Source organism: Kitasatospora sp. NEAU-69 (genome assembly GCF_057158765.1).
In genome coordinates this window covers 119,154-143,467 of sequence record NZ_JBWXUE010000011.1, presented here as the reverse complement: position 1 = coordinate 143,467, position 24,314 = coordinate 119,154, and the positions used below count along the sequence as shown (strand labels likewise).

The 24,314-nt window shown below is 72.9% G+C and carries 20 protein-coding genes and 1 pseudogene; 9 read left to right on the top strand and 12 right to left on the bottom strand.

Annotated elements, in window-relative coordinates:
* Nucleotides 1-239 precede the first annotated feature (239 nt).
* Together AC060L_RS15250 and AC060L_RS15245 are read left to right on the top strand one after the other, a co-directional pair.
* Nucleotides 240-1,607 carry a M14 family zinc carboxypeptidase gene (locus tag AC060L_RS15250; RefSeq protein WP_483799265.1) on the top strand — a complete coding sequence of 456 codons (1,368 nt, stop codon included), beginning with the start codon at nt 240-242 and terminating at the stop codon, nt 1,605-1,607.
* Between the two features lie 400 nt (nt 1,608-2,007).
* Nucleotides 2,008-5,850 carry a Pls/PosA family non-ribosomal peptide synthetase gene (locus AC060L_RS15245; RefSeq protein WP_483799264.1) on the top strand — a complete coding sequence of 1,281 codons (3,843 nt, stop codon included), beginning with the start codon at nt 2,008-2,010 and terminating at the stop codon, nt 5,848-5,850.
* 219 nt (nt 5,851-6,069) lie between these two features.
* Here the strand turns inward: AC060L_RS15245 and AC060L_RS15240 are convergent, their stop codons facing one another.
* The 3 genes and pseudogenes from AC060L_RS15240 to AC060L_RS15230 form a co-directional block, all read right to left on the bottom strand.
* Nucleotides 6,070-6,435: a hypothetical protein gene (locus AC060L_RS15240; RefSeq protein WP_483799263.1), complete on the bottom strand. Its 366-nt coding sequence runs from the start codon at nt 6,433-6,435 to the stop codon at nt 6,070-6,072.
* Between the two features lie 68 nt (nt 6,436-6,503).
* Complete coding sequence (locus AC060L_RS15235) at nt 6,504-7,334, bottom strand: helix-turn-helix domain-containing protein (protein ID WP_483799262.1); 831 nt, start codon at nt 7,332-7,334, stop codon at nt 6,504-6,506.
* Nucleotides 7,335-7,498: 164 nt separating this feature from the next.
* Nucleotides 7,499-7,855, bottom strand: a pseudogene (locus AC060L_RS15230) (DUF6879 family protein).
* Nucleotides 7,856-8,228: 373 nt separating this feature from the next.
* On the opposite strand from AC060L_RS15230, the gene AC060L_RS15225 reads away from it, so the two are divergent.
* A complete protein-coding gene (locus AC060L_RS15225) occupies nt 8,229-8,558 on the top strand; it encodes an antibiotic biosynthesis monooxygenase family protein (protein ID WP_483799261.1) in 330 nt (109 codons plus the stop codon).
* Nucleotides 8,559-8,727: 169 nt separating this feature from the next.
* On the top strand, nt 8,728-9,060 hold the full coding sequence (cutA, locus tag AC060L_RS15220) for a divalent-cation tolerance protein CutA (RefSeq protein WP_483799260.1): 333 nt from the start codon (nt 8,728-8,730) through the stop codon (nt 9,058-9,060).
* Between the two features lie 7 nt (nt 9,061-9,067).
* Here the strand turns inward: cutA and AC060L_RS15215 are convergent, their stop codons facing one another.
* The gene (locus tag AC060L_RS15215; RefSeq protein WP_483799259.1) at nt 9,068-10,366 is read right to left on the bottom strand and encodes a helix-turn-helix domain-containing protein; all 1,299 of its coding nucleotides are present in this window, start codon (nt 10,364-10,366) and stop codon (nt 9,068-9,070) included.
* Nucleotides 10,367-10,592: 226 nt separating this feature from the next.
* On the opposite strand from AC060L_RS15215, the gene AC060L_RS15210 reads away from it, so the two are divergent.
* Nucleotides 10,593-11,039, top strand: a complete 447-nt coding sequence (locus tag AC060L_RS15210; RefSeq protein WP_483799258.1) for an ATP-binding protein — start codon at nt 10,593-10,595, stop codon at nt 11,037-11,039.
* Nucleotide 11,040: 1 nt separating this feature from the next.
* A complete protein-coding gene (locus AC060L_RS15205; protein ID WP_483799257.1) occupies nt 11,041-11,394 on the top strand; it encodes a hypothetical protein in 354 nt (117 codons plus the stop codon).
* A 150-nt stretch (nt 11,395-11,544) separates the two neighbouring features.
* Here the strand turns inward: AC060L_RS15205 and AC060L_RS15200 are convergent, their stop codons facing one another.
* The 6 genes from AC060L_RS15200 to AC060L_RS15175 are packed head-to-tail and all read right to left on the bottom strand — an operon-like array spanning nt 11,545 to nt 18,013.
* Nucleotides 11,545-12,273, bottom strand: coding sequence for a Type 1 glutamine amidotransferase-like domain-containing protein (locus AC060L_RS15200; RefSeq protein WP_483799256.1), 729 nt, complete (start codon nt 12,271-12,273; stop codon nt 11,545-11,547).
* Nucleotides 12,270-13,154: an ECF transporter S component gene (locus tag AC060L_RS15195; protein ID WP_483799339.1), complete on the bottom strand. Its 885-nt coding sequence runs from the start codon at nt 13,152-13,154 to the stop codon at nt 12,270-12,272. The genes AC060L_RS15200 and AC060L_RS15195 overlap by 4 nt, the downstream gene beginning before the upstream one ends.
* 50 nt (nt 13,155-13,204) lie before the next feature.
* Complete coding sequence (locus tag AC060L_RS15190; protein ID WP_483799255.1) at nt 13,205-14,815, bottom strand: ABC transporter ATP-binding protein; 1,611 nt, start codon at nt 14,813-14,815, stop codon at nt 13,205-13,207.
* Nucleotides 14,812-16,029, bottom strand: coding sequence for an energy-coupling factor transporter transmembrane component T family protein (locus tag AC060L_RS15185; RefSeq protein WP_483799254.1), 1,218 nt, complete (start codon nt 16,027-16,029; stop codon nt 14,812-14,814). The genes AC060L_RS15190 and AC060L_RS15185 overlap by 4 nt, the downstream gene beginning before the upstream one ends.
* Entirely contained in the window at nt 16,026-16,769 is a 744-nt protein-coding gene (locus tag AC060L_RS15180) for an SCO2322 family protein (RefSeq protein ID WP_483799253.1), read from the bottom strand. Before AC060L_RS15180 ends, AC060L_RS15185 begins: the two co-directional genes overlap by 4 nt.
* Nucleotides 16,766-18,013, bottom strand: coding sequence for an SCO2321 family membrane protein (locus AC060L_RS15175; protein WP_483799252.1), 1,248 nt, complete (start codon nt 18,011-18,013; stop codon nt 16,766-16,768). The genes AC060L_RS15180 and AC060L_RS15175 overlap by 4 nt, the downstream gene beginning before the upstream one ends.
* A gap of 436 nt (nt 18,014-18,449) precedes the next feature.
* On the opposite strand from AC060L_RS15175, the gene AC060L_RS15170 reads away from it, so the two are divergent.
* The 3 genes from AC060L_RS15170 to AC060L_RS15160 all read left to right on the top strand — a co-directional run bounded on the left by AC060L_RS15170 (nt 18,450) and on the right by AC060L_RS15160 (nt 21,712).
* Nucleotides 18,450-19,790: a glycosyltransferase family 4 protein gene (locus AC060L_RS15170; RefSeq protein ID WP_483799251.1), complete on the top strand. Its 1,341-nt coding sequence runs from the start codon at nt 18,450-18,452 to the stop codon at nt 19,788-19,790.
* 123 nt (nt 19,791-19,913) lie between these two features.
* Nucleotides 19,914-20,648 carry a class I SAM-dependent methyltransferase gene (locus tag AC060L_RS15165; RefSeq protein WP_483799250.1) on the top strand — a complete coding sequence of 245 codons (735 nt, stop codon included), beginning with the start codon at nt 19,914-19,916 and terminating at the stop codon, nt 20,646-20,648.
* A complete protein-coding gene (locus AC060L_RS15160) occupies nt 20,645-21,712 on the top strand; it encodes a prenyltransferase (protein ID WP_483799249.1) in 1,068 nt (355 codons plus the stop codon). The genes AC060L_RS15165 and AC060L_RS15160 overlap by 4 nt, the downstream gene beginning before the upstream one ends.
* A 70-nt stretch (nt 21,713-21,782) precedes the next feature.
* On the opposite strand, the gene AC060L_RS15155 is transcribed toward AC060L_RS15160, so the two are convergent.
* Nucleotides 21,783-23,027 (bottom strand): hypothetical protein, encoded by a 1,245-nt coding sequence (locus AC060L_RS15155; RefSeq protein ID WP_483799248.1) that lies wholly within the window; start codon nt 23,025-23,027, stop codon nt 21,783-21,785.
* A gap of 261 nt (nt 23,028-23,288) precedes the next feature.
* A complete protein-coding gene (locus AC060L_RS15150) occupies nt 23,289-24,308 on the bottom strand; it encodes an N-acetylmuramoyl-L-alanine amidase (RefSeq protein WP_483799247.1) in 1,020 nt (339 codons plus the stop codon).
* Nucleotides 24,309-24,314 lie beyond the last annotated feature (6 nt).

The window sequence follows — 24,314 nt, the reverse complement described above, 5'->3', positions numbered from 1 at the left end:
GGACCGGAGAGGTGCGGGCCGGAGTGGGGCGAAGTGGGGCGGATGGGGGCAGCGGTGAGCGTGCGGCACGTCTGGCGGCGTGGCGACGGTCGACGCTACCAAGGGACGAGGGGTGATCACAGGGCGTGTTGGGGAAGGGAGTTGGAGGCGGGCCCGGTGCCGCCGGGTGGCCGCGCGGTTCGGCCGGTGGCCGGGCTTGTCGGGCTTGTCGGGCGTGATCGGCGGATGAGGAGCGCGCGATGAAGGCACATGCGCAGTTGGAGATCGCCGAGTACATCAAGGGCGTGCGGGAGTACCGGCACGTCCCCGGCGTCGATGAGACCGGCCGGCTGATCGCCGAGCTCGCCGCCGAGCGTCCCGGAAACCCGGTCCGCCGCACCCAGATCGGCCTCTCCACGCTCGGTGAGCCGCTCGACCTGCTGTCGGTCGGGGCCGGCAGCCGCAGCGTCTTCCTGATCGGCGGCTCGCAGCCGAACGAGCCGGTGGGCCGGCTCGGCGTCCTGGAGACGGCCCGACTGGTGTCCGAGACGCCGGAGTTGACCACCGGCTCGGACTGCACGTGGCATTTCCTGCCGTGCCTCGACCCGGACGGCGCCCGGCTCAACGAGGGCTGGTACGGCGCTGCGCCGAGCATCCGCGACTACCACCGCCGGCTCTACCGACCGGCGTTGGCCGACCAGCCGGAGTGGGGATTCCCCTGGCGCGAGGCACAGGGCTCGCCGGTGCCGTGGGCGACGCCCGCCGAGGGGCCGTCCGCCGAGACCAGGGTGCTGATGACGGTGATCGACGCGGTCCGGCCACTGGTCCAGTTCTCGCTGCACAACGCCGACTTCGGCGGTGCGTACTTCGTGCTGAGCCGCGCGGTGCCGGAGCTCGTCGATCCGCTGCGCGGCACGGTCGAGCGCCGCGGCCTCCCGCTGGAGACCCATCCGACCGACGGCAGCGACTGGTTGAGCCTGGCGGACGGGATCCACGTGATGCCCTCGGTGGGCGCCGACATCGTGCCGATCTCGGTCGACGGCCAGGCCACGCGGCGCGGCGGCCACCTCGCCGAGTACGCCGACTGGCACCAGACGCTGACGGTGCGGGCCGAGGTGCCGATGTGGCGCTGCCGCCCGGCGTCGCAGGCCCCGGTCAGCCGTGGCGAGCTGCTCGCGGCGGCGGCCGACGAACTGGCCGGCGCGGCGGGTGCCGTGACGGAGTCGGTGGACCGGGTGGCCACCGCTCTCGTGGTGCCGGCGCCGTTCATGGCGGCGGTGCGCGACACGCTGGCGGCGGCTCGCGCGATCGGCGCGATGTGGCGCGGCGGGCTGCGACCGAGCGACGCGCTGACCCCCGCGTCGGTGGGCGAGGCGAGCGGCGTGCGCGACACCGTGCGCCGGCTGCCGCTGCGGGCGGCGGGCATGCTGCTGCGGCAGCTCGACGTGGAGTGCGCGGCCGGCAACGGGCGGCCCGTGCTGCGCCGGGAGCAGGAGCTGCTGGGCGCCCGCTTCGAGCAGTGGTGCGAGCAGGCGCAGGCGGCGACCGGCGCGGAACCGATCCCGCTGCGCGAGCTGGTCTCGCTCCAGGTGGAGGCGGTGCTGCGGACGGTGGCGCAGTGCCGGTAGCGCAGTGCCGGTGCTGCGGGGACGGTGATGCACGTGCCGGTGCTGCGGTGCCGCTGATTGGCGGGGGTTAGCTCGTCAGGGTGATTCTCCGGCGGCTGCTGTGAGGTCGCTCACCGCCCGTGGCAGGCTGCGCGCAGCCGTTCTACCAGCGCCGATGCGCGCGGCGGGCGATCAGACGAGATGTCAGGGGATGTCAATGCATGTCCTGAAGAGTCCGTTTTTACCGATTTCCTCATGAATCTCACAGAAAGCGTGCTTAGCCTCCGGTTCGTATGGATCCCCGCGACCACCGGACACGGATGTGCTGAGCGAATTCACGACGACCGGCGAATTCACGACCGGCCAGATCACGACCGGGCTCCTGGGCGAGCGGCCTGCCCCGGCCCCTCCCGCCCGCACCTTGATCGACATCATCGGCGCCGCCGCCGAGGCCTTCCCGCACGCGCCCGCCCTGGACACCGGCTCGGTCGTGCTCGACTACCGCTCCCTGCTCCGGCAGGTGCGCGACCTGGCCGGGCGGCTGACGGCGCTCGGCATCGGCACCGGTGACCGGGTGGGGGTCCGCGTCCCGTCCGGCACCGCCGACCTCTACCTCGCGATCCTGGCCGTGCTGCAGGTCGGCGCGGCATACGTGCCGGTGGACGCGGACGACCCGGACGAGCGCGCCGAGCTGATCTGGGCCGACGCCGGCGTCTGCGCCGTGCTCGGCGCCGGCCTGGCGATCGTCCCCTCGCCGCAGGTGCGCCCCGGCGGGAGCCCGGCCGCGCCGACGCCGCAGGACGAGGCCTGGGTGATCTTCACCTCGGGCACCACCGGGCGGCCCAAGGGCGTCGCGGTCAGCCACCGTTCGGCCGCCGCCTTCGTCGACGCCGAGGCCAGGATCTTCCTCCAGGACCAGCCGCTCGGCCCGGGTGACCGGGTGCTGGCGGGGCTCTCCGTCGCGTTCGACGCCTCCTGCGAGGAGATGTGGCTGGCCTGGCGCAACGCGGCCTGCCTGGTCCCGGCACCGCGCTCGCTGGTGCGGGCCGGCACCGACCTCGGTCCGTGGCTGGTCGAGCGCGGCATCACGGTCGTCTCCACCGTCCCGACGCTGGCCGCGCTCTGGCCGGCCGAGTGCCTGGCCCGGGTCCGGCTGCTGATCGTCGGCGGCGAGGCCTGCCCGGCCGAGCTGGTCGACCGGCTGGCCGGCCACGGGCGCGAGATGTGGAACACGTACGGCCCGACCGAGACGACCGTGGTCGCCTGCGCCGCGCTGCTCACGCCCGGCGAACCGGTGCGGATCGGCCTGCCGCTGGCCGGCTGGGAGCTCGCGGTCGTCGACCGCGAGGGCCGGCCGGTCGGCTGGTACGAGACCGGCGAGCTGCTGATCGGCGGCGTCGGCACGGCGCGCTACCTCGACCCGGCCAAGGACGCCGAGAAGTTCGTCACCAGCCCGTACCTGGACAGCCCGCGGGTCTACCGCAGCGGCGACCTGGTCCGGCTGGAGCCGCAGGGGCTGGTCTTCGTCGGCCGGGCCGACGAGCAGGTCAAGCTCGCCGGCCGGCGGATCGAGCTCGGCGAGGTGGACGCCGCGCTGCAGGCGCTGCCCGGCGTGCGCGCCGCCGCCGCGGCCGTCCGGGAGACGCCCGCCGGTGGGCAACTGCTGGTCGGCTACCTGGTGCTCGACCCGGCCGCCGGGGGAGTCCTTCTCGACCGCCCGGGCGAGCCGTTCGACACCGCCGCCGCCCGCACGCTGCTGCTGGAGCGGCTGCCGCAGTCGCTGGTGCCGGTGCTGGCCCTGGTGGACGAACTGCCCACCAAGACCTCCGGCAAGGTCGACCGGAACGCGCTGCCGTGGCCGCTGGCCACCGCCGGACCGCAGCAGGACGCCGGGCCCCGGCCCACCGGCACCGCCGGCTGGCTGGCCGACCGCTGGCAGGAGCTGCTCGGCCAACCGGTCGGCGTGCAGAGCGACTTCTTCGCGCTCGGTGGCACCAGCCTGGTCGCGGCAAAGCTGGTCTCGGTGCTGCGCACCCGGCACCCCGAGGTCTCGGTCGCCGACGTCTACGCGTACCCGGGCCTGAGTGAACTGGCGGCCCGGCTCGACGAGTTCGCCGGCCCGCCGAGCGAGCAGCGCCCGGTGCGGCCCACCCCGCGCCGGGCCGGCGTGCTGCAACTGCTCGTGCTGGTCGTGCTGTACACGATCAGTGGGCTGCGCTGGCTGCTCGGGTTGGCCGCGCTCGACAACCTCACCGGCCTGACCGGCCGGGCGCTGCCGTGGACGCCGTACACCTCCTGGTGGCTGATCGGCGCCGGCTGGCTGGTGCTGTCCAGCGCGGCCGGGCGTCTGCTGCTCGGCGCCACCACGGCCCGGGTGCTCACCGCGCGGATCCGGCCCGGGAGTCACCCGCGCGGCGGCTCGGTCCACCTGCGGATCTGGGCGGCCGAGCGGGCGGCGGCCGTCTTCCGGCTCGGCACGCTGCTCGGCACGCCCTGGGCCGGCTGCTACGCGCGGGCGCTCGGCTGCCGGGTCGGCAGCGACGTCCACCTGGACGCGCTGCCGCCGGTGACCGGCCTGGCCCGGTTCGGCACCGGCAGTTCGGTGGAGTCCGGCGCGGACGTCGCGGGCTGGTGGCTGGACGGTGACGTGCTGCACGTCGGCACCGTCGAGATCGGCGCCGGCGCGCGGATCGGCGCCCGGGCCACGCTGATGCCCGACGCCCGGGTCGGCGCCGGCGCCGAGGTCGCCCCCGGCTCCTGCGTGCTCGGCGAGGTGCCGGAGCGGCAGCTGTGGCACGGCTCCCCGGCCCGCCCGGTGCCGGGCGCCGCGCCGGCCGGCAGCGACTGGCCACTGCCCACCCGGCACCGCTCCCGGCGCTGGAACCTCGCGTACGGCGCGGCGCTGAACCTGCTCGCCGCGCTGCCGCTGATCGCCGCGCTGCCCGCCCTCGCGCTCGCCTACGCGCTGGTCGACCACGACCGCAAGCTCGGCCTCGCGCTGCACCAACTCCTGCTCACCACACCGCTGCTGGTGGCCCTCGCGATGGCCTGCTACGCGGCGCTGGTGGCGCTGCTGGTGCGGCTCTTCAGCCGGCCGCTCACGCCGGGCCACCACCCGGTGCACAGCCGGGCCGGCCTGTCCGCCTGGGCCGTCACCCGGCTGATGGAGACCGCGCGTGGCTCGCTCTTCCCGCTCTACGCGAGCCTCTTCACGCCGGTCTGGCTGCGGCTGCTCGGCGCGAAGGTCGGCCGGCGGGCGGAGGCCTCCACGGTCGTCGCGCTGCCGAGCATGACGGAGGTCGGCGACGGCGCGTTCCTGGCGGACGACGCGCTGGTCGCGCCGTACGAGGTGCGCGGCGGCTGGCTGCGGATCGGCCGCTCCCGGGTCGGCCGGCGGGCCTTCCTCGGCAACTCCGGCATCGTCGGCCCCGGCCGCGAACTGCCGGACAACGCCCTGGTCGGCGTCCTCGCCGACGCCCCCGCGCACGCCGAGCCCGGCTCGTCCTGGCTGGGCCGTCCCGCGATCGCGCTGCCCCGGGTCGCACAGGACGGCGACCCGAGCCGCACCTACGACCCGCCCCGGCGCCTGGTGCTGGCCCGGGCCGCCGTCGAGCTCTGCCGGTTCCTGCCGGTGGTCTGCGCCGCGCTGCTCGGCGACCTGGTCTTCGGCTCGGTGCAGGCCGTCCTCGACCACGACGGCCTGGCCGCGGCCGTGGCCTTCGGCGGGCCGATCCTGATCGGCGCCGGCATCGCGGCCTGCCTCGTCACGACCCTGGCGAAGTGGCTGCTGGTCGGCCGCTTCCGCGCGGCCGAGCACCCGCTCTGGTCGAGCTTCGTGTGGCGCAACGAGCTGTACGACACGTTCGTCGAGGAGCTCGCGATGCCCTGGCTCGGCCAGACGCTGACCGGCACGCCGTTCCTCAACCTCTGGCTGCGCAGCCTCGGCGTCCGGATCGGGCGCGGTGTCTGGTGCGAGTCCCACTGGCTGCCGGAGACCGACCTGATCCGGCTCGACGACGGCGCCAGCGTCAACCGTGGCACGGTCGTGCAGACCCACCTCTTCCACGACCGCGTGATGCGCCTGGACACCGTCCACATCGGCGCCGGCGCCACCCTCGGCCCGCACTCCATCGCCCTGCCCGGAGCCCTGCTCGGCGCAGGCAGCTCGGTCGGCGCGGCGTCCCTGGTGATGCGCGGCGAGGAACTCCCGCCCGACACCCGCTGGCTCGGCAACCCGGTCGCCGCCTGGCCCGCCTCGGGGTGACGGGGGTCTACGGCACCGGGTTCTCCGGGACGTCCAGCCATGCCGTGTGGCGACCGTCCGCCACGGTCAGCCCGAAGCGCGACAGCTCCGGCCTGCCCTGCTCCGCCCACCACGCAAGCGCTCGCTCGACGGCCTGCCACAGTCGCCGGGGGCCCGCTGCCGCAGCCAAGCGCGGGGGATCTCCCGAACGCCATACGTCGCGATGACGCGCGTCGAAGATCACCGCCAGTCCCGACCGAGGCCCAACTTGGCAATCTGCTGGTCGAGTTCGGCACGGGCCTCGTACAGCTCCGCCAGTGTCGGGGATACGGCGAGCTCCAACTGGGGTGCCACGGGCTGTTCTTGGGCGTCCCGGTCGGGGAACCGGGCACACGGCTCGGCCATACGGTGGTTATTCCTGAGCACCCGCAGATCCGTAAGGGCCGACTGGTCGAAGACCGGCCTTCGCTGCTCCTGCTCAGCGAGCGCGCGTTCCGTCGCATAGAGCTCATCCCGCTTCGCGTCCAGCGCATCGCACACCGCGCAGCGAGCACGGGGGGTCGGCGCCTCGGGCACGGTCTCGTCATAGGTTCTCGCTGCGGGCATGGCTGGCTCCCCATCGCGTAGGCATCTGCTTGGCGAGCTATCAAGCTAGACGAGAAGTATCGTTGCCCCTAGCCGATTTCCTGTTCTCGCAAGAAATCGTCCCGGATGCCGTCCAGCATGGCTCGCATATCGCTGCCGGTGACGGCTTCCCGCTCAAATTCTTCAAATCTTTTCAGATACTGCTCCACGTCTTTTGGCTCACTGACAGTAATTTCGGCATGTGGAATCTCCACGATGACAAGCCGCGCATCAAATGCGACGAATGAGCAGGTAGGAAGCTGCGACTTGGGTCCCGCCTGAGGCGCAATGCCAATGGTGATGTTCGGCAGTCTCGACATGGTGACAATCTTGTCCAGCTGCGCCGCCATCATCGATGGCTGGACCAGTTCCCATCTGAGAACGGACTCGGTGATCAGAAAATAGAACGTCCGCTGCCGGTCATGGAGGACTTCTTGCCGACGCATTCGAGCGCCGATCATCTTCTCCAGTGCTTCGTCTGTCAGCTCAGAATTTTGCTGGACTGCCCGGACGTATTCCGGTGACTGGAGCAACCCGGGAACGCATGACGCCTGGAAGACGCGCAATCGGCGAGTCTGTGCCTCTATTGCCCTGATCTCTTCCTGATGCTTATGCAGTCCGGTGCGGCGGTGGATGCTCCACACTGTGGCCTCGGTGGTCACCACTCGGGCCGCCTCGGTCAGCTGCGCGTTGACATCTGCGGGAACCTCCAGGGCTGTGAGGATGCGCTGCACATCGATGACGCTCGGCGCAAGATGGCCGTTCTCGATCTTGCTCAGCTTGCTTGGAGACATGGCAGCACTTCGGGCAACCGCTTTGGCCTCCTTTCCTCTGGCCTTGCGCAGCTCCCGCAGTTCTTTTCCCAGATCAATGCTGTTCACTCGCCACCGTATCGCTCCTACTATTCGGCAAAAGGGACGGAATGGCTGAGTGCAGCGTCCCGGCACTCCAGTCATTCAGTCGGGCTTGGCTGCGACTCGGCGTCGATGAATGTTCCGCCAGCTCCGTATTGCAACGTCGCGACTATCGTGGACTCATTGAATGCTCAGAAATCTGGAACCCCGGCGAGGGGGTTTGGCCTACCCGTGATGTCGAGGATGAAGAACTCTTCGCTGGCGATAGCGTCCTTCTCGTATGCCCATCCGGGCTCAAATCGGAGATGAGGAGTCAGCGGGCGTGACAGGACATGTGATCGATGCATTTGCATGCCATTTTGGACGCTCTCGCGAACCTTGTCGGCCTGTTCCTGATTTTAGTCGGCTGGCTAGCGCTCGCCAGCGAGGAACGTTCGGATGTTATCAGTGCTCGATGAACCGGTGTAGTCGTCTAGAGTCTCCAGCCTGAACGCTTCTCGCCGGAAGTCCGAGAACAGATTTTCGGACTCTTCGCCCGAGATACCCACTGGAAATCCTCCGAATTAGTGAGGAGGGGATACCGACGGCCGTCTCTCCGGCCGGTAGCTGGATCATCTCCAGCGCTTCCGTGTCGTCCACAACGTAGCCTTGGACGATCAGGTTCCCGTACGGTCCACGCTGTACACCGTCGGACACGTGCCGTTCTCACACTCACCTGCAAGGCGTGTCAGCTTCACCGCTGGTCCCCTCCTGATCGGCTGTGTCCCGTTCGATGCTCCCGAAGCCGTGACAGCGGGGTCAAGGTGCGGCAGTTGAGAGAACAGGAAACCGGCCGCAGCAGTCACCGGCGCGGCCGGGCCGGTGGGCTGGGTGGGGTGTGCCGCGCGGTGGCTGGTGTGGTGGGTGCGGCAGGATGGGGGCATGTCTGTTGTAAAGATCAATGTGCTGACTGTCCCTGCGGAGCAGCGGGAGGTGCTGGAGCAGCGGTTCGCCTCGCGGGCCGGTGCGGTGGAGGGGTCGGACGGGTTCGAGTGGTTCGAGCTGCTGCGGCCGGTGGAGGGGACCGACCAGTACCTCGTGTACACGCGGTGGGCGACCGAGGAGGCGTTCCAGGCGTGGATGTCGGGGCCGATGCAGTCGGCGCACCGGCCGGCTGCGGCTGCCGGGGAGGCGCCGCAGCGGCCGGCGGCTGCCGGGTCGACGTTGTGGTCGTTCGAGGTCGTGCAGTCGACCGGGCCGAAGCAGGGCTGAGTATCCGGTGGCGGAACGGGCCGGGGCGGCGTAAGGACGGCCGGTTCGGCCCGACCCGCTCATCGACGGACACGTATCCGACCGGCCGGCTGGGCGCGTCGTGCGAAGCAATTGGCGCGTGGTCGCTGAGGGTTGACGGTCTGAAGATCGGTACGGCTACCATCGGGACATGGCTGACTACCTCCAGGTGTCCACTGCGACGGCGACTCGTGAGGAGGCCGAGGCGCTGGCGGAATCGGCGGTGCGAGCTCGGCTTGCGGGCAACGCCCAGATCATCGGGCCGGTGGGCTCCGTCTTCTGGCACCTGGGTGAGTTCGGCACAGGGGAGGAGTGGCAGTTGCTTTTCAAGACGACCGCCGAGAGATACCCGCTGCTTGAGGCTCATCTGCTGGAGCAGCACCCCTGGGACAAGCCCGAGATCGTGGCGGTGCCGATCGTGGCCGGCTCACAGGCGTGCCTGAGCTGGCTTCGCGAGGCCGTGACCGCTACGGAGAACGACTGAGTCGGAATCACCCCCGGGCCAGCTCCAAGGCTTCGGCCACTGCGGGATTCTCGGCGTGAGCTTCGAGCCGCCGGATGATGGAGTTGATCCGCTGGCGGGGGCGAACGGATGCCACGCCGGCGGAGAGTTCCAATGCTCGGCTGGTCACCGCAGCGGCCTGCTCGACTTCTCCGGCAGTCAGGTAGGAGTCCGCGAGCCAGGAGAGGTAGAGCGCCTTGTCACGGGCGCAGGTGTCGTCGAAATCGGCCAGGACCTGCTCAAGCACGGGGACCGCGCGCAGCGGCCTGCGGAGCTCGGTCCAGCAGCGGCCGCTCATGATCTGGAGCTCGCTTCGGTCGACCCAGCTGACCCAGTCAGGCTGTGGCGTGCCGTCGGCTTCCGTGAGTGCGCCTTCCGCGATACCCAGGGCGTTCTCTGTCTCGGCTGCATTGCCCGTTACGGCGTGGGCCCACGCGAGGCGTTCATACAGCAGCGCGCGCACCCCGGCCGGGGCTTCACTGCCTGCGGTTCGGCATGATGCGGCAGCCGTTTCCACGGCAGCCCTGCGGTCGCCGCTGATCCGTTGGTAGGCGAGGAAGGCCAGCGCGTTCCCGGCGAGCGAGGAGTCTCCGGATTCGGTGGCGGCCTGGTGGCTGGTCTCGTAGAGCTGCGTGGCCTGCTCGCTGTAACCGGCGTCGAAAGCGGCCCACCCGGCCTGCTGGGCTTGCTCGGACAGCACCGACAGCAGGGCCCGGCCAGTCGATTCCGAGTAACTGGCCGCGCGCAGCAGGTTTTGTGTTGCTTGGTACTCGTCCGAGTAGACGCGGTATGTATCTCCGCCGCCCAGCAGGTCGTCAAGGCGCCGAAGTCGGGCTGTCCGCTCGCGAAGCTGTCGTGGCAGTTCGGATCCGACTCGTCTGCCCCGGGGAAGCGTGGTGATTTCATCGAGGGCGGCAAGTCCCACGCCGACAAGGGAAGTTCGGACGAAGTCTCTGCGCAGCACTGGTCCGTCTCCGTTCGGATCAGGGGCGGTGCGGGTGGGTTCCAGAGAGTATCCGACGGGAAGTGCCGGTGGTGTCTGGCGCGGTGACGTTGATTCCCATGGGCGGGGTGCGAGCCCGAGTAGGTGCCCGGGGACGCGGAGAGCGTCGGCGATCTGGGTGATCTTGTCGTACGTGGTGATGCTGCCGTCGCCCCGCGCGAGCCTTCCCACGCGTTCGGGCTTGATGTCGCAGGCGTCGGCGATCTTCGAGTAGCTGATACCGGCCCACTTGCGTGCCAGTGCGAAGACGGTGCCGAAGTCGTGTGCTGCCAGGGCTGCGCGCATGTCCACGCGCTCCAGCACGTGTGCTGGCAGTGCTGTCAGTGAGCCTTGGCCAGTCATCCGGGACCCCGCGAGCTGGAGTGACGTTCTGTGGCGATCTGCTGACCACGAGTGTACCCACCATGGGTACCCCCTCGCTGGGGAAGAACTTCCGATCCTCGCAGAGGAGCCTTCTCGGTGCAGGCATGGCACGAGCTGATGCCTGGTGGCCTTTGTGGAGGGAGCGGGTATGGCTATCTCCGGGACCGATCTGGCGGGGAGACCGGCCGTGCTGGAACGAGGCGGCGAATTCTGGTTGCCGGGCCATCCCAGTTCGCCGGGTCGGGCCCGACAGCGGCTGTCGCGGCTGCTGTCGGAGGTGGGGGGCGGTGAGCGTTTTGCCGACGCGGGGTCGCTGGTCCTGTCGGAACTGGTGAGCAACGCGGTACGGCACGGATCCCGGCGCGATCAGCAGGTCTTTGTACGCCTGTATGCGAGCGCGCTGCGACTGCGGGTCGAGGTGCACGACGCCAGCAGCGTGCCGCCCGTGATCCAGGAGCTCGATGCCCTCGGTGAGAGTGGTCGGGGGCTGCACCTGGTGATGTCGTTGTCGCAGCAGTGGGGGTGCGGCCCGCGAACGCCCGGTATCGGCAAGATCGTCTGGGCTGTCATTCCACCGGCCCGTGTTGGGTGCTGACGTGACGATGCGTGAGTGGAGCAGCCCGGTGACGGTGGAACTGCCTGGTATCACGAAGCCTGCGTCGTTCGCGCGCCTGCCGGACGCGTTGGCTGCCACGTGGCGGGCCGTTCAGATACTCCCACTGACCGGGATCGAGCGTCGCTGGTTGGAGTGCATGCTGACCGGCCCCGAAACGGCACTCGTCGCGGCAGAGAGCTTTGAGCGGTTCGGGGTCTGGGTGATGCCTTTCAGGGTCGGCGGAGCGTCCAACGAACTACGGATCCATCCGGCCTCAGCGGGTGCGCCGACGGCACCGGGCAAGGAAGAGCAGTTGCCGTACGGCGACCGGGCCACCTTGCCTGACCCGCGCTGAGCTGGGCGCGGTCGGGTGCTACCTGGCGACCGGCCGCGTCCTTGAGCCCGGGCGTCTTGTGGTGAGCGCGTCCGGGCTCACCCCCTGACGACCGGGCCGAAGCAGGGCTGGACTGGGCCTGGGTGGTCGGGGCTCGTTGCCGGGGCGACGTCAGGGCAGGCGGCGGGGCTCGATCCGCTCCTCGATGGCCTTGTCGCCGTCGCGGTGGACCAGGTAGGCGCCCTTGCCGGTGGTCTCGGTGACGGCCTCGACCAGTTCGGTGCCGCGGTAGACCAGGCCGACGCCGTCGTCGGTGCAGTGGGTCTCGGGCAGGGTGCCGTCCGCGACCAGGCGGTGGACGAGCGGGCGGCGGCCCTTGTCGGTGTCGTAGTGCACGCCGTTGCCGTACGGCAGGAAGCCCAGGCCGTTGGTCAGCGGGCGCAGTTCGGGGCCGAAGGAGTCGGTCGTGCCGCCCTGGAACCAGCAGAGCGAGCCGGCGCTGACGCCGCTGAGCACGACGCCGGACTGCCAGGCGCGGCGGAAGACGGTGTCCAGGCCGTGGACGCGCCAGACGGCGAGCAGGTTGGCGGCCGAGCCGCCCATCACCCAGACCACGTCCTGTTCGAGGACGGTGGCCTCGATGTCCTCGTGGTTGGGCATCGGGAAGAGCTGAAGCGTGGTCAGGTCGAAGCCGGCGACCCGGCCGGCCTCGGTCATCCGGTAGCTGAAGTGCTCGGAGTCACCGACGGCCGTGCCGACGAACATCACCTTGGGCCGGCGGCCGTGCGCGCCGGAGAGCTCCACCGCGTGGTGGACGAGGGAGTCGAAGGCCACCATGGTGCGGTGGCCTGGGCGGTGGCCACCGGAGGTGGCGAGGATCGTGGGCTCCGAGGCGGTCATGGTTCGTGATCATAGGGGTTTGTGATTGTGGGAGCAGATGATTTATCTGGCGGTGGGGTGAAGGCGACCGGGGCGTCGAAGGCGGCGCGGCGGGTGGCGCGGCGCAGTGCGCGCAGGGTGGGGGTGCCGACCGTCAGGCACAGCACGGCGGTGAGCGCGGCGCGGGGCAGGTCCCAGCCGAGCGAGGTGGTGAGGCAGTAGACGGCGAACCGGGGCAGGTTGGCGCTCAGCGGGTCGCCGGGGACGAACGCGACCGAGCTGCTCAGTCCGCCGATGTAGGGCCAGCCCTGCAGGTTCATGATCGTGCCGTACAGCACCGCGGCGACCGCTCCGTAGCCCGCCAGCAGGAGGAGTTCGCGGCGGCCGCGCAGCGTGGCCGCGCCGGGCAGCAGGCCGGCGCCGAGGCAGACCCAGCCCATCGCGAGCATCTGGAACGGCAGCCAGGGCCCGACCCCGCCGGTCAGCAGCGCCGAGGCGAACATGGTGACCGCGCCGAGCACGAAGCCGGTGCCCGGGCCGAGCGCCCGGCCGGCCAGCACGATCAGGAAGAACATCGGCTCCAGGCCGGCCGTCCCGGCGCCGAGCGGGCGCAGCGCGGCGCCCGCCGCCGCCAGCACGCCGAGCAGCGCGACCGCCTTCGGGTCCAGGCCGGACTCGGAGAGCTGGGCGACCAGCACGGCGAGCAGCAGCGGCAGCAGCAGGGCGAAGAGCCATGGCGCGTCGGCGGAGTGGCCGACCAGTGCGGAGGACGGCGAGGCGAGCAGCGGCCAGCCGAAGGCGCCCAGGCCGACGATCGAGGTCAGCGCGAGGACGGCGATCGAGCGCGGGCCGAGCGGGACGGGACGAGGGAGGACAGGACGAGCCAGGGCAGGACGAGCCAGGGCAGGACGAGGCAGCACAGCGGTGCGGACAGGGGTGCGGAAGCGGGGGCTCACAGCTCCTCCAGTGCGGCCGCGACCTGGCGCACCGTCAGCCACGGCTGCGGCGCGAGCACCTTCGCCACCTGCGGCGCGTACACCGGCGAGGCGAGCACGACCTCGGCCGACGGCCCGTCGGCGACGATCTCGCCGTCCGCCAGCACCACTGTGCGGTGCGCGAGTTCGGCGGCGAGCTCGACGTCGTGGGTGGCCAGCAGGATCGCCTGGCCGTCGGCCGCCAGCTGGTTGAGGATCTCCACCAGCCGGGCCTTGGCCGCGTAGTCCAGGCCGCGGGTGGGCTCGTCGAGCAGCAGCAGCGCCGGGCGTGCGGTGAGCACGACGGCGAGTGCGAGGGTGAGCCGCTGACCCTCGGAGAGGTCGCGCGGGTGCGTGTCGTCGGCGACGCCGGGCAGCAGGGCGGCCAGCAGCGCGCGGCTGGTGCCGGGGTCGGCGCCGGCGTCCTGGTCGGCGGCGGCGCACTCGGCGGCGACGCTCTCCGCGTAGAGCAGGTCGCGCGGGTCCTGCGGCACCAGGCCGACCTGGCGCACCAGGTCCCTGGGCCGCGCCTTGTGCGGGGTCAGACCGCCGGCCGCGACCGCGCCGCCGCTCGGCGCGTGCAGCCCGGCCAGCGCGCCGAGCAGCGAGGACTTGCCGGCGCCGTTGCGGCCCATCAGCGCGGTGACCTGGCCCGCGTGCAGCGCCAGCGTGACGCCGCGCAGCGCCGGGACCGGACCGCGGTGCAGCGTGAGCCGGGTGGCCGTGGCGACCACCGGGCCGTCGTCCTGCGCGCCGCGCGGCGGTGGGACGTGGTCGGCGAGCCGGGCCCGCAGCGGGGCCGCGCGGCGCCGGGCGTCGCGGACCGAGAGCGGCAACGGCGACCAGCCGGCGGCCCGGCCCAGGCCCACCACCGGCGGGTGGACGGGCGAGTGCGCCAGCACCTCGGCCGGTTCGCCGAGCACGGCCGGCTGCCCGCCGCCGGGCAGTAGCAGCACCCGGTCCGCGTACTGCACCACCCGCTCCAGCCGGTGCTCGGCCATCAGCACGGTGGTGCCGAGGTCGTGCACCAGACGCTGGACGACCGCCAGCACCTCCTCGGCGGCGCCGGGGTCGAGCGCGGAGGTCGGCTCGTCCAGCACCAGCACCTTCGGGTGGACGGTCAGCACCGAGCCGATCGCGACCCGCTGCTGCTGCCCGCCGGAGAGCGTGGCGAGTGGGCGCCCGCGCAGCTCGGCCAGGCCGAGCAGGTCCAGCGTCTCCTCGACCCGGCGCCGCATCACCGCCGGTGCCAGGCCCAGCGACTCCATGCCGTAGGCGAGTTCGTCCTCGACCGTGTCGGTCACGAAGTGCGCGCGCGGGTCCTGGCCCACCGTGCCGACCAGGTCGGCGAGTTCGCGCGGGCGGTGGGTGCGGGTGTCCCGGCCGGCGACCGTCACCCGGCCGCCGAGCACGCCCCCGGTGAAGTGCGGGACCAGGCCGCTGACGGTGCCGAGCAGGGTGGACTTGCCGGAGCCGGACGGGCCGACCAGCAGGCAGAGTTCGCCTTCGGGGACGGTCAGGTCGAGGCCGGTCAGGGCCGGTGTCGCGGCGCCCTGGTAGTGCACCGAGACCTGCTCGAAGGTGATCACGGGCGGTGCGCCTTCCGGGAGTCGAGTGCGCTGGGGCTTGCGGGCCGGGGCCCGGACGAGCCGCCCAGCGGGTCGGGCGCCGCGACGGCGGGCAGCAGCCCGAGCAGGGCGGCGAGTGCCGCGAGCAGCGGCAGTGCGGGCGCGGTCGGTGGCACGACGGACGGCGCGAACGCGCTCGGGTCGCGGCTGCCGAGCCAGCTCACGGCCACCGCGACGGCGATGCCGGAGCCGGCGGTGAGCCACTCGGGCAGCGCCCACGGGTCCGGCCGGTAGCGGGTCCGCACCGCGCGTCGGCTGCCGAGCGCGAGCCCGGTGGCGGTCAGGGCCAGACCGGCGAGCAGCACCGGCAGTGCCCAGGCCGGGCTGCCCGCGCCGAGCAGGCCGAACGCGGCCGCGCACAGGCCCAGCAGGCCGAGCAGCGTGGTCGCGGTGGTGGCCCGGGAGAGCGTGCGCGAGACCGGTGCGGTGCGGCCGAAGCCGCGGGTCTCCATCGCGGCGGCCAGCGCGATCGAGCGCTCCAACGCGCTCTCCAGCACCGGGAGTCCGACGCTCAGCACCGAGCGAACGCCGCGGTCGGGCCGGCCGCGCAGTCGGCGGGCGGCGCGCAGCCGCTGCACGTCGGCGACCAGGTTCGGCGCGAAGGACATCGCCACCACCACGGCCACGCCTGCCTCGTAGAGCGCGCCGGGCAGGATCCGCAGCAGCCGGGCGGGCGAGGCGAGCGCGTTCGCCGCGCCGACGCAGATCAGCAGCGCGGCCAGCCGCAGGCCGTCGTAGAACGTGAAGAGCAGCGCTTCGAGCGTCACCCGGCCGCCGATCCGCACGCCCTGCGCCCAGCTGGGGAGCGGTAGTTGGGGAAGGCTGACGAGCGTGTGGGTGCCGGCGACGGGTGAGCCGAGCAGCACCGTGAAGAGCAGTCGCAGGAGCAGCACGGCCAGGCCGAGGCGCAGGAAGCTGCCGTAGGAGCGGGCCCACGGCGCCTCGGTGCGGCGCGCGGCGACCACGTAGCCGGCCACCGCGATCAGCAGCAGCAGGAGCAGCGGGTTGGTGGTCCGGGTGGCGGCGGTGGCCAGGCCGAGCGCCCAGAGCCACCAGGCGACGGGGTGCAGCGGGCGCCCGACGCGCCGGCGGCGGCCGTCCGGGCGGGAGTCGGCGGCCGGGCGGGAGCCCATGGGCGGGCGGGAGTCGTTGGTTGAGCGGGGGTGTGCGGTCATCGGGCGCTGCCTCGGGAGCGGCGCCGGGCCTGCCAGAACGCCCCCGCGCCGAGCAGTGCGACCAGCGCGGCGCCGCTCGTCAGGCCGAGCGTCGGTCCGGGCGTGCGGTGGACGGCCGCGGTGGCGGTCGAGCCGGTGGCGCCGGACGAGCCGCTGCTGACCACCTCGCCGCAGCCGACGGTGGGGTAGCCGGCGATCGCGCAGAGCACCCCCGCGCTGTCGTAGCGCAGCGGCGGTGCGACGGCGGCCACCAGCTCGGCCGAGCTCGCCGCCACAGGCAGCAGTGCGCAGCCGGAAAGTTCCTTGGGGGGAGCCGTGGTTGACGATGCGTCAGCCTGCGTGCCGAAGTCGATCAGATAGCCGACCCGCTTGTGGCCCGGCTGCGCAGGCGTGTTGGCGCAGAGCGCGGCGAACTCGCCGCTGCCGGTGGGGTGGACGGCCTGCTGTCCGCCGTCCGGGCTGAGCGCGAACCGCCAGCCGTCCACCGAGCCGTCGGCGGGCACGTAGATCGCCGGGCCCTGCTGCTGGTAGGCCCAGCCGGTCGCGGACCAGTGCCAGAACGACCAGTAGCGGTAGGCGGCCGCCTGCGCCGGGGCGGCGGCCAGTGCCGAGCCGAGCAGGGCGGCGAGCAGCACGCCGAGCACGGCGGTCGGCCGGGCGGCAGCCCGCCGGGGGCGGGGACGGCGGCCCCCGGCCGTGCTGCCTGCCCCCGCGCCGCCCGGCGGTGCGGGGTGGATCACTTGCCGCCCTGGTTGCCGCGCTTGCGGTTCATGCTGATGAACAGGCCGCCGCCGATGCCCGCGAGCAGGCCGACGCCGCCCAGCCAGAGCGGGGAGGAGGCGCCGCCGCTCTTCGCCGCGGCGGCCTTCGGCAGCGTGGGTCCGGCGTCGGCCAGCTGCTTGACCAGGTCGGTGCCGCCGAAGGAGTGCGGGTCGCGGCCGGTGGCCTCGGCGGTGAGCAGCAGCGTCGCGGTCGCGGAGGCGTCGGTGCCGGCCGCGCCCTTGGCCCAGGAGCCCGCGTTCGCGGCCAGCCAGTCGACGGCGGGCGCGGCCTGCTGCGGGTGTCCGGCCCGGACCAGGCTGAGCGCCGCCCACGCGGTGGCGCTGTAGTCGGGGGTGGGCGTGGCGCCCGGCATGGCCAGCATCAGGTGCTGCCCGCCCGTCGCGAGCTGCCCGGCGAGGTAGCCGGCCGCCGCCTCGGCGGACTGCCCGGCAGGGATCGCCGATCCGCCGTCGGCGCAGTTCAGCGCCTTGGGCGCGGGCCCGGTCGGGGCGCCGGCGCTGACCGGCAGCGAGCCGCCGGCGACCGCCAGCGTGGCCTGCGCGGTGGCCAGCGGGTTCGCGGCCAGCGGGCCGCTCGCGGGCGGCTGGTAGGCGAAGCCGCCGCGCTGGTCGGCCGCGGTCGTCGCGCAGCCGAGCTGGAGCGCGGTCAGCGCGTCCAGGCCGCTCTTGCCGTTCTTCGCCACGCCGGCCGGGTCGGCCTTCGCGGCGCGCAGTGCGCTGACGGCCAGCCCGGTGGAGTTCGCGTCACCGGGGCTGCCCGGGTTGTAGGACCAGCTGCCGTCCGCGTTCTGCACGGTCTTCAGCCACTGCACGCCCTTGTCGACCGCGTCCTGGTGGCCGCCGACGGCCACCAGGGCCTGGATCGCGGCGGCCGTCGCGTTGCTGTCCTCGCTCGCCGGCACGCAGGCGGCCGCGGTGCTCGCCCGGAACGACGGCCAGCCGCCGTCCGCGCACTGCTGGCCGGTCAGCCACTGGAGCGCCTGGTCGGATGCCTTGACCTTGGCGCCGGCGAGCGCGGTGAGCGCGAGCGACTGGCGCCAGACGCCGTCGTACGTCGGGTCGCTCTTCCCGTACAGCTCGGCCGGCGCCGGGACGGGGGACGGCGACGGCGACGCGGCGTCGGCCAGCGCGGGGCCGGCGGCCAGGCCGCCCAGCAGCACGGCGGTCAGGACGGCGGCGCCGGTACGGGCGGCGGAGAGCATGCGGAGCGGCCTTTCGAAGGGCGACGGGTCTGGCCGCGCCACGCCGCCCGGCACGGGGGCCCAGGCACACGGCACGGAGTCGTCGACTCTAACGGGTGCGGGCCGACCGGGCTGGCGGCGCAGGGGGGTGCTCGGGTGACCGCCGGTGTCCCGGCGACACCCCGCGCCGGGGCGCCGGCAGCCGGTGCGGCGGGGGCGCGAAGGCCGTCGCGGCCCGCCGCGTCGGCAGTCGAACGCAACCGCAAGCGCGCTGGTCGGGCAGCGTGGCGTGAATCACCATCCCTGCTTCCGATGCACAAGCTACGGGCCGGTATCTTCGAGATCTCTCATTGTTCACCTGACGCAATGACGAAAAACTCCACCTCACCGCGCAACGTGATCTACTTGACCGCCGAGGCCGGCCCGGCCCGGCGGAAGTGGGCAGAAGGGGCCGACCATGACGGGGCAGCCACCCTCCACGGCCGACCGACGTCCGCACCGCCCACTGCGGATCGCACTGCTCTCCTACCGCGGTGACCCGTTCTGCGGCGGCCAGGGCGTCTACGTCCGCCACCTCTCCCGCGAGCTGGCCCGGCTCGGCCACCACGTGGACGTGATCGGCTCGCAGCCGTACCCCGTGCTCGACGAGGTGACCGGCCCCGGCTCGGTCCGGCTGGTCGAGCTGCCGAGCCTTGATCTCTACCGCGCCGACGACCCGTTCCGCACCCCGAAGCTGCCCGAGTACCGCGGCCCGGTGGATCTGCTGGAGGTCGCCACCATGTGGACCGGCGGGTTCCCCGAGCCGCTCACCTTCTCGCTGCGGGCCCGGCAGTACCTGGCCGCGCACAAGGGCCGCTACGACGTGGTGCACGACAACCAGACGCTCGGCTACGGCCTGCTCGGCCTGGCCCGGCACGGGTTCCCGCTGGTCACCACGGTGCACCACCCGATCACCGTGGACCGGCAGTTGGAGCTGGACGCCGCGCCGACCCGGTTCAAGCGCCTCTCGCTGCGCCGCTGGTACGCCTTCACCCGGATGCAGCGCCGGGTGGCCGCGCGGCTCGACCACATCATCACGGTCTCCGGCAGCTCCAGCACCGAGATAGCGGAGCAGCTGGGCGCCGACCCGGCCGCGATCTCGGTGGTCCCGATCGGCGCGGACACCCGGCTCTGGTCGCCGTCGGCCGAGGTCGCGGTGGTGCCCGGACGGATCGTCACCACCTCCAGCGCGGACGTGCCGCTCAAGGGCCTGGTCCACCTGGTCGAGGCGCTGGCGAAGCTGCGCACCGAGCGGGAGGCCCACCTCGTCGTGGTCTGCAAGAAGCAGGGTGAGGGCCCGGTCGCCGACGCGGTGCGGCGGTTCGGCCTGGAGCCGCACATCGAGTTCCGCACCGGCCTGACCGACCAGGAGCTGGTGGACCTCTACCGCTCGGCCGAGGTGGCCTGCGTGCCCTCGCTCTACGAGGGCTTCTCGCTGCCCGCCGCCGAGGCGATGGCCACCGGCACGGCGCTGGTCGCCAGCACCGGCGGGGCGATCCCGGAGGTGGCGGGCCCGGACGGCGAGACCTGCCTGGCGGTGCCGCCGGGTGACGCGGGTGCGCTGGCCGCCGCGCTCGGCCGGCTGCTGGACGACCCGGAGCTGCGGGCCCGGCTCGGCGCCGCGGGCCGGGAGCGGGTGCTGGCCGGGTTCACCTGGGAACGCGCCGCCGAGCTGACCGCCGACCGCTACCGCGCGGCCATCGCCACCGGGGTCGGGCAGCGCGCCCGCTCGGGGGCGGGCTGGCGCTACGTCGCCTGAGTGTCCGATCGTCCGACCGCCAGAACGTCCGACCGCCTGACCGTCCGACTGCCAGACCGTCCGATCGTCCGACCGCCTGTCACCTGAAGTTCCGCCACCCTCTTTCACCATGGGAGCCACGCAGTGCTGACCGTCGACTTCTCCCGCTTCCCGCTCGCCCCCGGCGATCGGGTGCTCGACCTGGGGTGCGGCGGGGGCCGGCACGCGTTCGAGTGCTACCGCCGCGGTGCCAACGTGGTCGCCCTGGACCAGAACGGCGAGGAGATCGCCGAGGTCAAGAAGTGGTTCGACGCGATGGCCGCGGCCGGCGAGGCCCCGGCCGGCGCCTCGGCCGTCGCGATGGAGGGCAACGCGCTCGCGCTGCCGTTCGAGGACGACTCCTTCGACAAGATCATCATCTCCGAGGTGATGGAGCACATCCCGGACGACAAGGGCGTGCTGGCCGAGATGTTCCGCGTGCTCAAGCCGGGCGGGCTGCTCGCGGTCACGGTGCCGCGCTGGCTGCCGGAGAAGATCTGCTGGGCGCTCTCCGACGAGTACCACGAGGTCGAGGGCGGCCACATCCGGATCTACCGCGGTGACGAGCTGCTGGACCGACTGCGCGAGGCCGGTCTCAACCCCTACGGCACGCACCACGCGCACGCGCTGCACTCGCCGTACTGGTGGATCAAGTGCGCGGTCGGCGTCAACAACGACAAGGCGCTGCCGGTCAAGGCCTACCACCAGCTGCTGGTCTGGGACATCGTCGGCACCCCGGTGATCAGCAAGATCACCAAGGCCGCCGAGGCCGCGCTCAACCCGGTGATCGGCAAGAGCTTCGTCGCCTACGCCAGCAAGCCGAACCGGGTCGGCGCATGACCATCCCGGCACCCCAGACCCTGCTGCTGCCGGGCGTGCTGGACGCCGAGCAGGCGGCGGCGACCGTGCGCAGCATCCTCGCCGAGCAGCGGCCGGACGGCGCCATACCGTGGTTCACCGGCGGTCACCTCGACCCCTGGGACCACACCGAGGCCGCGATGGCGCTGGACGCGGCCGGCGAGTACGCCGCCGCCGAGCGCGCCTACCGCTGGCTGGCCGAGCAGCAGAACCCGGACGGCTCCTGGTACGCGGGCTACTTCGGCGACGGCGCGAGCGGCGTCAGCAACGCGGCGGTGGAGACGAACTTCTGCGCCTACCTCGCGGTCGGCGTCTGGCACCACCACCTCTCCTGCGGGGACGACGCGTTCCTCGACCTGATGTGGCCGGTGGTGCGCCGGGCCCTCGACTTCACCGTCGGCCTCCAGCTGCCCGGCGGCCCGATCGCCTGGCGCCTCGACGAGGACGGCACGCCGGTGCAGGAGGCGCTGCTCACCGGCTCGGCCAGCATCCTGCACGCGCTGCGCTGCGGGCTCGCCATCGCGGACTACCGCGAGGAGCCGCAGCCCGACTGGGAGCTCGCCACCGGGCGGCTGCAGCACGCGGTGGCCGCGCACCCCGAGCGGTTCCTCGACAAGAACCGCTACTCGATGGACTGGTACTACCCGGTGCTCGGCAGCGCGCTGCGCGGACCGGCCGCCCGGGCCCGGATCGAGGCGGACTGGGACCGCTTCGTGGTGCCCGGACTCGGCGTGCGCTGCGTCAGCGACCGGCCCTGGGTGACCGGCGGCGAGAGCGCCGAGCTCGCCCTCGCGCTCTGGGCGATCGGCGAGTCCGACCGCGCGGTGGAGATCCTGCGCTGGATCCAGCACCTGCGCCACACCGACGGCTCGTACTGGACCGGCTACGTCTTCGAGGACGACGCGATCTGGCCCGAGGAGCGCACCACCTGGACCGCGGGCGCGCTGCTGCTCGCGGTCGCCGCGCTGGGCGGCGACCCGGCCACGGTCGCGGTCTTCGGCGCGGACGGCCTGCCGGAGGGGCTGGCGGCGCAGGGCTGCTGCTGAGGGCCCAAGGCCCATGCGAAGGGCCCGGTGGGGATCACTCCCACCGGGCCCTTCGGGTCAGCTCGGAACGTCAGCCGCGCTGGATGCCGGCGACGTCGTGCAGCACGCCCTGGCTGCCGTCCTGGAGCTGGGCGACCAGAGCGGGACCGCGCTGGTCCACCGCGAGGTACCAGGTGCCGGGCACCAGCTCGCCGACCGGCGGGCCGGCCGAGCCGTCCTTCGGGGCGAGCCGGCGGGGCGCCGGGACGGCGAACCAGAACGGTGCGAACGCCTGCGCAGGCGCCGGTGCCGGCATGGCGGCGGCCGGAGCGGGCGTGGGAGCGGGGGCCGGGGTCGGCACCGGGGCGGGAGCCGGCGCCGGGCTGTCATCGGTGATGGGGGGCAGCAGGGCGGTCGCCTCGGCGGCGCTGTCCTGGTGCACCGGCGGCTGCGCGGCGGCGGGGGCCGGTCGGCCGAAGCCCTGGTCCTGCGGGTGGCCGGCACCCGGCGCCGGCTGCGCACCCGGGCCGAAGCCCGGCACGGACTGGCCGAACGACTGCTGATCCTGGCCGAGCCCGGCACCGGCACCCGCGCCGGTGCCTGCGGGCGGGAAGCCGTAGCCGCCCGGCTGCGGCTGCGGCTGGCCGCCGAACGGGTGCTGCGCCATGCCCGGCTGGCCGACACCCGGCTGGCCCGCACCCGGCTGGCCCATGCTGGGTTGACCGAGACCGGGCTGCTGAGCGAGACCGGGCTGACCCAGGCCGGGCTGCTGGCCCATGCCGGGCTGGCCCATGCCCGGGTAGCCGTAGCCACCCGCCTGCGGCTGGCCGCCGCCGAACGACGGCTGGCCCGGTGCCTGCCCCTGCGTCGCACCCGGGTAGCCGCCGAGCGCGCCGGGGAAGGACTGCTGCTGCGGCTGCACGGGCGCGGCCGGCTTCTTCTCGGTCAGCAGCGGCGCCTGCAGCGCCGGCACCAGCGGGCCGCCGAGCGCGGCGACGGCGAGCACCAGCACCGCGAGCACGCCCAGGTACGCACCCCAGGAGTGGCCCCAGCCGGGGAAGTTCGTCGAGCGGCCGAGCGACCAGACCGCCGTCCAGAGGGCGACCACCGCGAACGAGTTGCCCCACTGGTCCAGCCGCAGGCCCAGGATCTGGCGGTTCTTCGCCTTCTCGCCCTGGAACCGCTGCAGCAGGATCAGCGCGGCGGCCGCGATGCCCAGCAGGTAGACCGACGGCAGGACCGGGAACAGGTCACTGTTCCAGGCGCTGGAGGAGCAGGCCGACTGGCTGCAGTTGACCGACCAGTACGGGAGGAACGATGAGATGAGCAGGAGCACGGCCGCACCTGCAACGGCGGCATCTCCCCTGGTGAGAGCGCGCAGATTCACTAATCGGTCCCCTCGCTGATGTGCTGATGTGTGGTGACGGCGTGACCGGGAGTGATTCTACTGATCCTTCGCACGCCTGGCCGGACCATGAGCCTAGGGGCACACGGTGTGCACCGGTACGGCGGGTTCCGCAAGGGGCCGGTCGGGTGGTCGGGCGGTGACCGGTCGGTGACGGGTCGGTGCCGGGCCGGTGCCGGGCCGGGGGTCCGGTCAGCCGCCGCTGGTCAGGAACGCGGTGAAGCCGTCGGCGATGCCCTGGGCGGCCTTCTGGCGCCACTGCGGATCGGTCATCCGCTGCGCGTCGCCCGCGTTGCGCATGTTCCCGCACTCGATGAAGACCTTCGGCACCGTCGAGAGGTTGAGGCCGCCGAGGTCACTGCGGGTGTCCAGCCCCTGGTTGCCGATGTAGTCGGCGTAGGGCTCGCCGGTGGCCGCCTGGAACTTGTCCCGGATCAGCACCCCGAGCCGCTTGGACGGCCCGGTGATCGCGGTGGTGTCGGCCTTCCCGGCGACCACCAGCGCGGGCAGGATCACGTGGAACCCGCTGTCGCCGGCCCCCGCGCCGTCGCCGTGCACCGAGATCACGGCGTCCGCGTGCGCGGCGTTGCCGAACGCGGCGCGGTCGGTGACGCACGGACCCCACGGCTTGTCGCCGTCCTGGGTGAGCAGCACGGTGGCGCCGAGCGCCTGGAGCAGGTCGCGGATCCGGTGCGAGACGTCGAGCGTGTACGCGGCCTCGGTGTAGCCGGCGTTCGTCTCGGTGCCGGTGGTGTCGCACTCCTTCTCGCCGTTGCCGACGTCCACCTGCTGGTTGATCTCGGTGGGGTGCGAGAAGTTGTTCGGGTTGTGCCCGGGGTCGAGCACCACGGTCTTTCCGGCCAGCGGCTTGCCGGTGGCACTGCCCGAGGGCGACGGCGTGCCGCTACCGCCGGTGGCCGCGGTCGTGGAGGTGGATGTGGAGGTGGACGGGGATGCCGAGGCGGACCCGGTGGCCACCACCCCCGGGAGCGGCAGGCTGGTGTCTCCTGGCGAGGCGGCCGCGGCCGAGCCGGCCGGGGGCGGCGCGGCCGCCGCCGTACGGGCGACGCCGCCGCTCGCACCGCAGCCGAGCAGGCCGGCCAGGCCGAGCGGGGCGCAGAGCAGCAGCCGCAGGTACGGCGAGCGCAGCGGGGTGCGGCGGGGCGTGTGAGTGGTGGTGCGGGCGGTGGTGTGAGCGGTGGTGCGGTTCACGGTCGG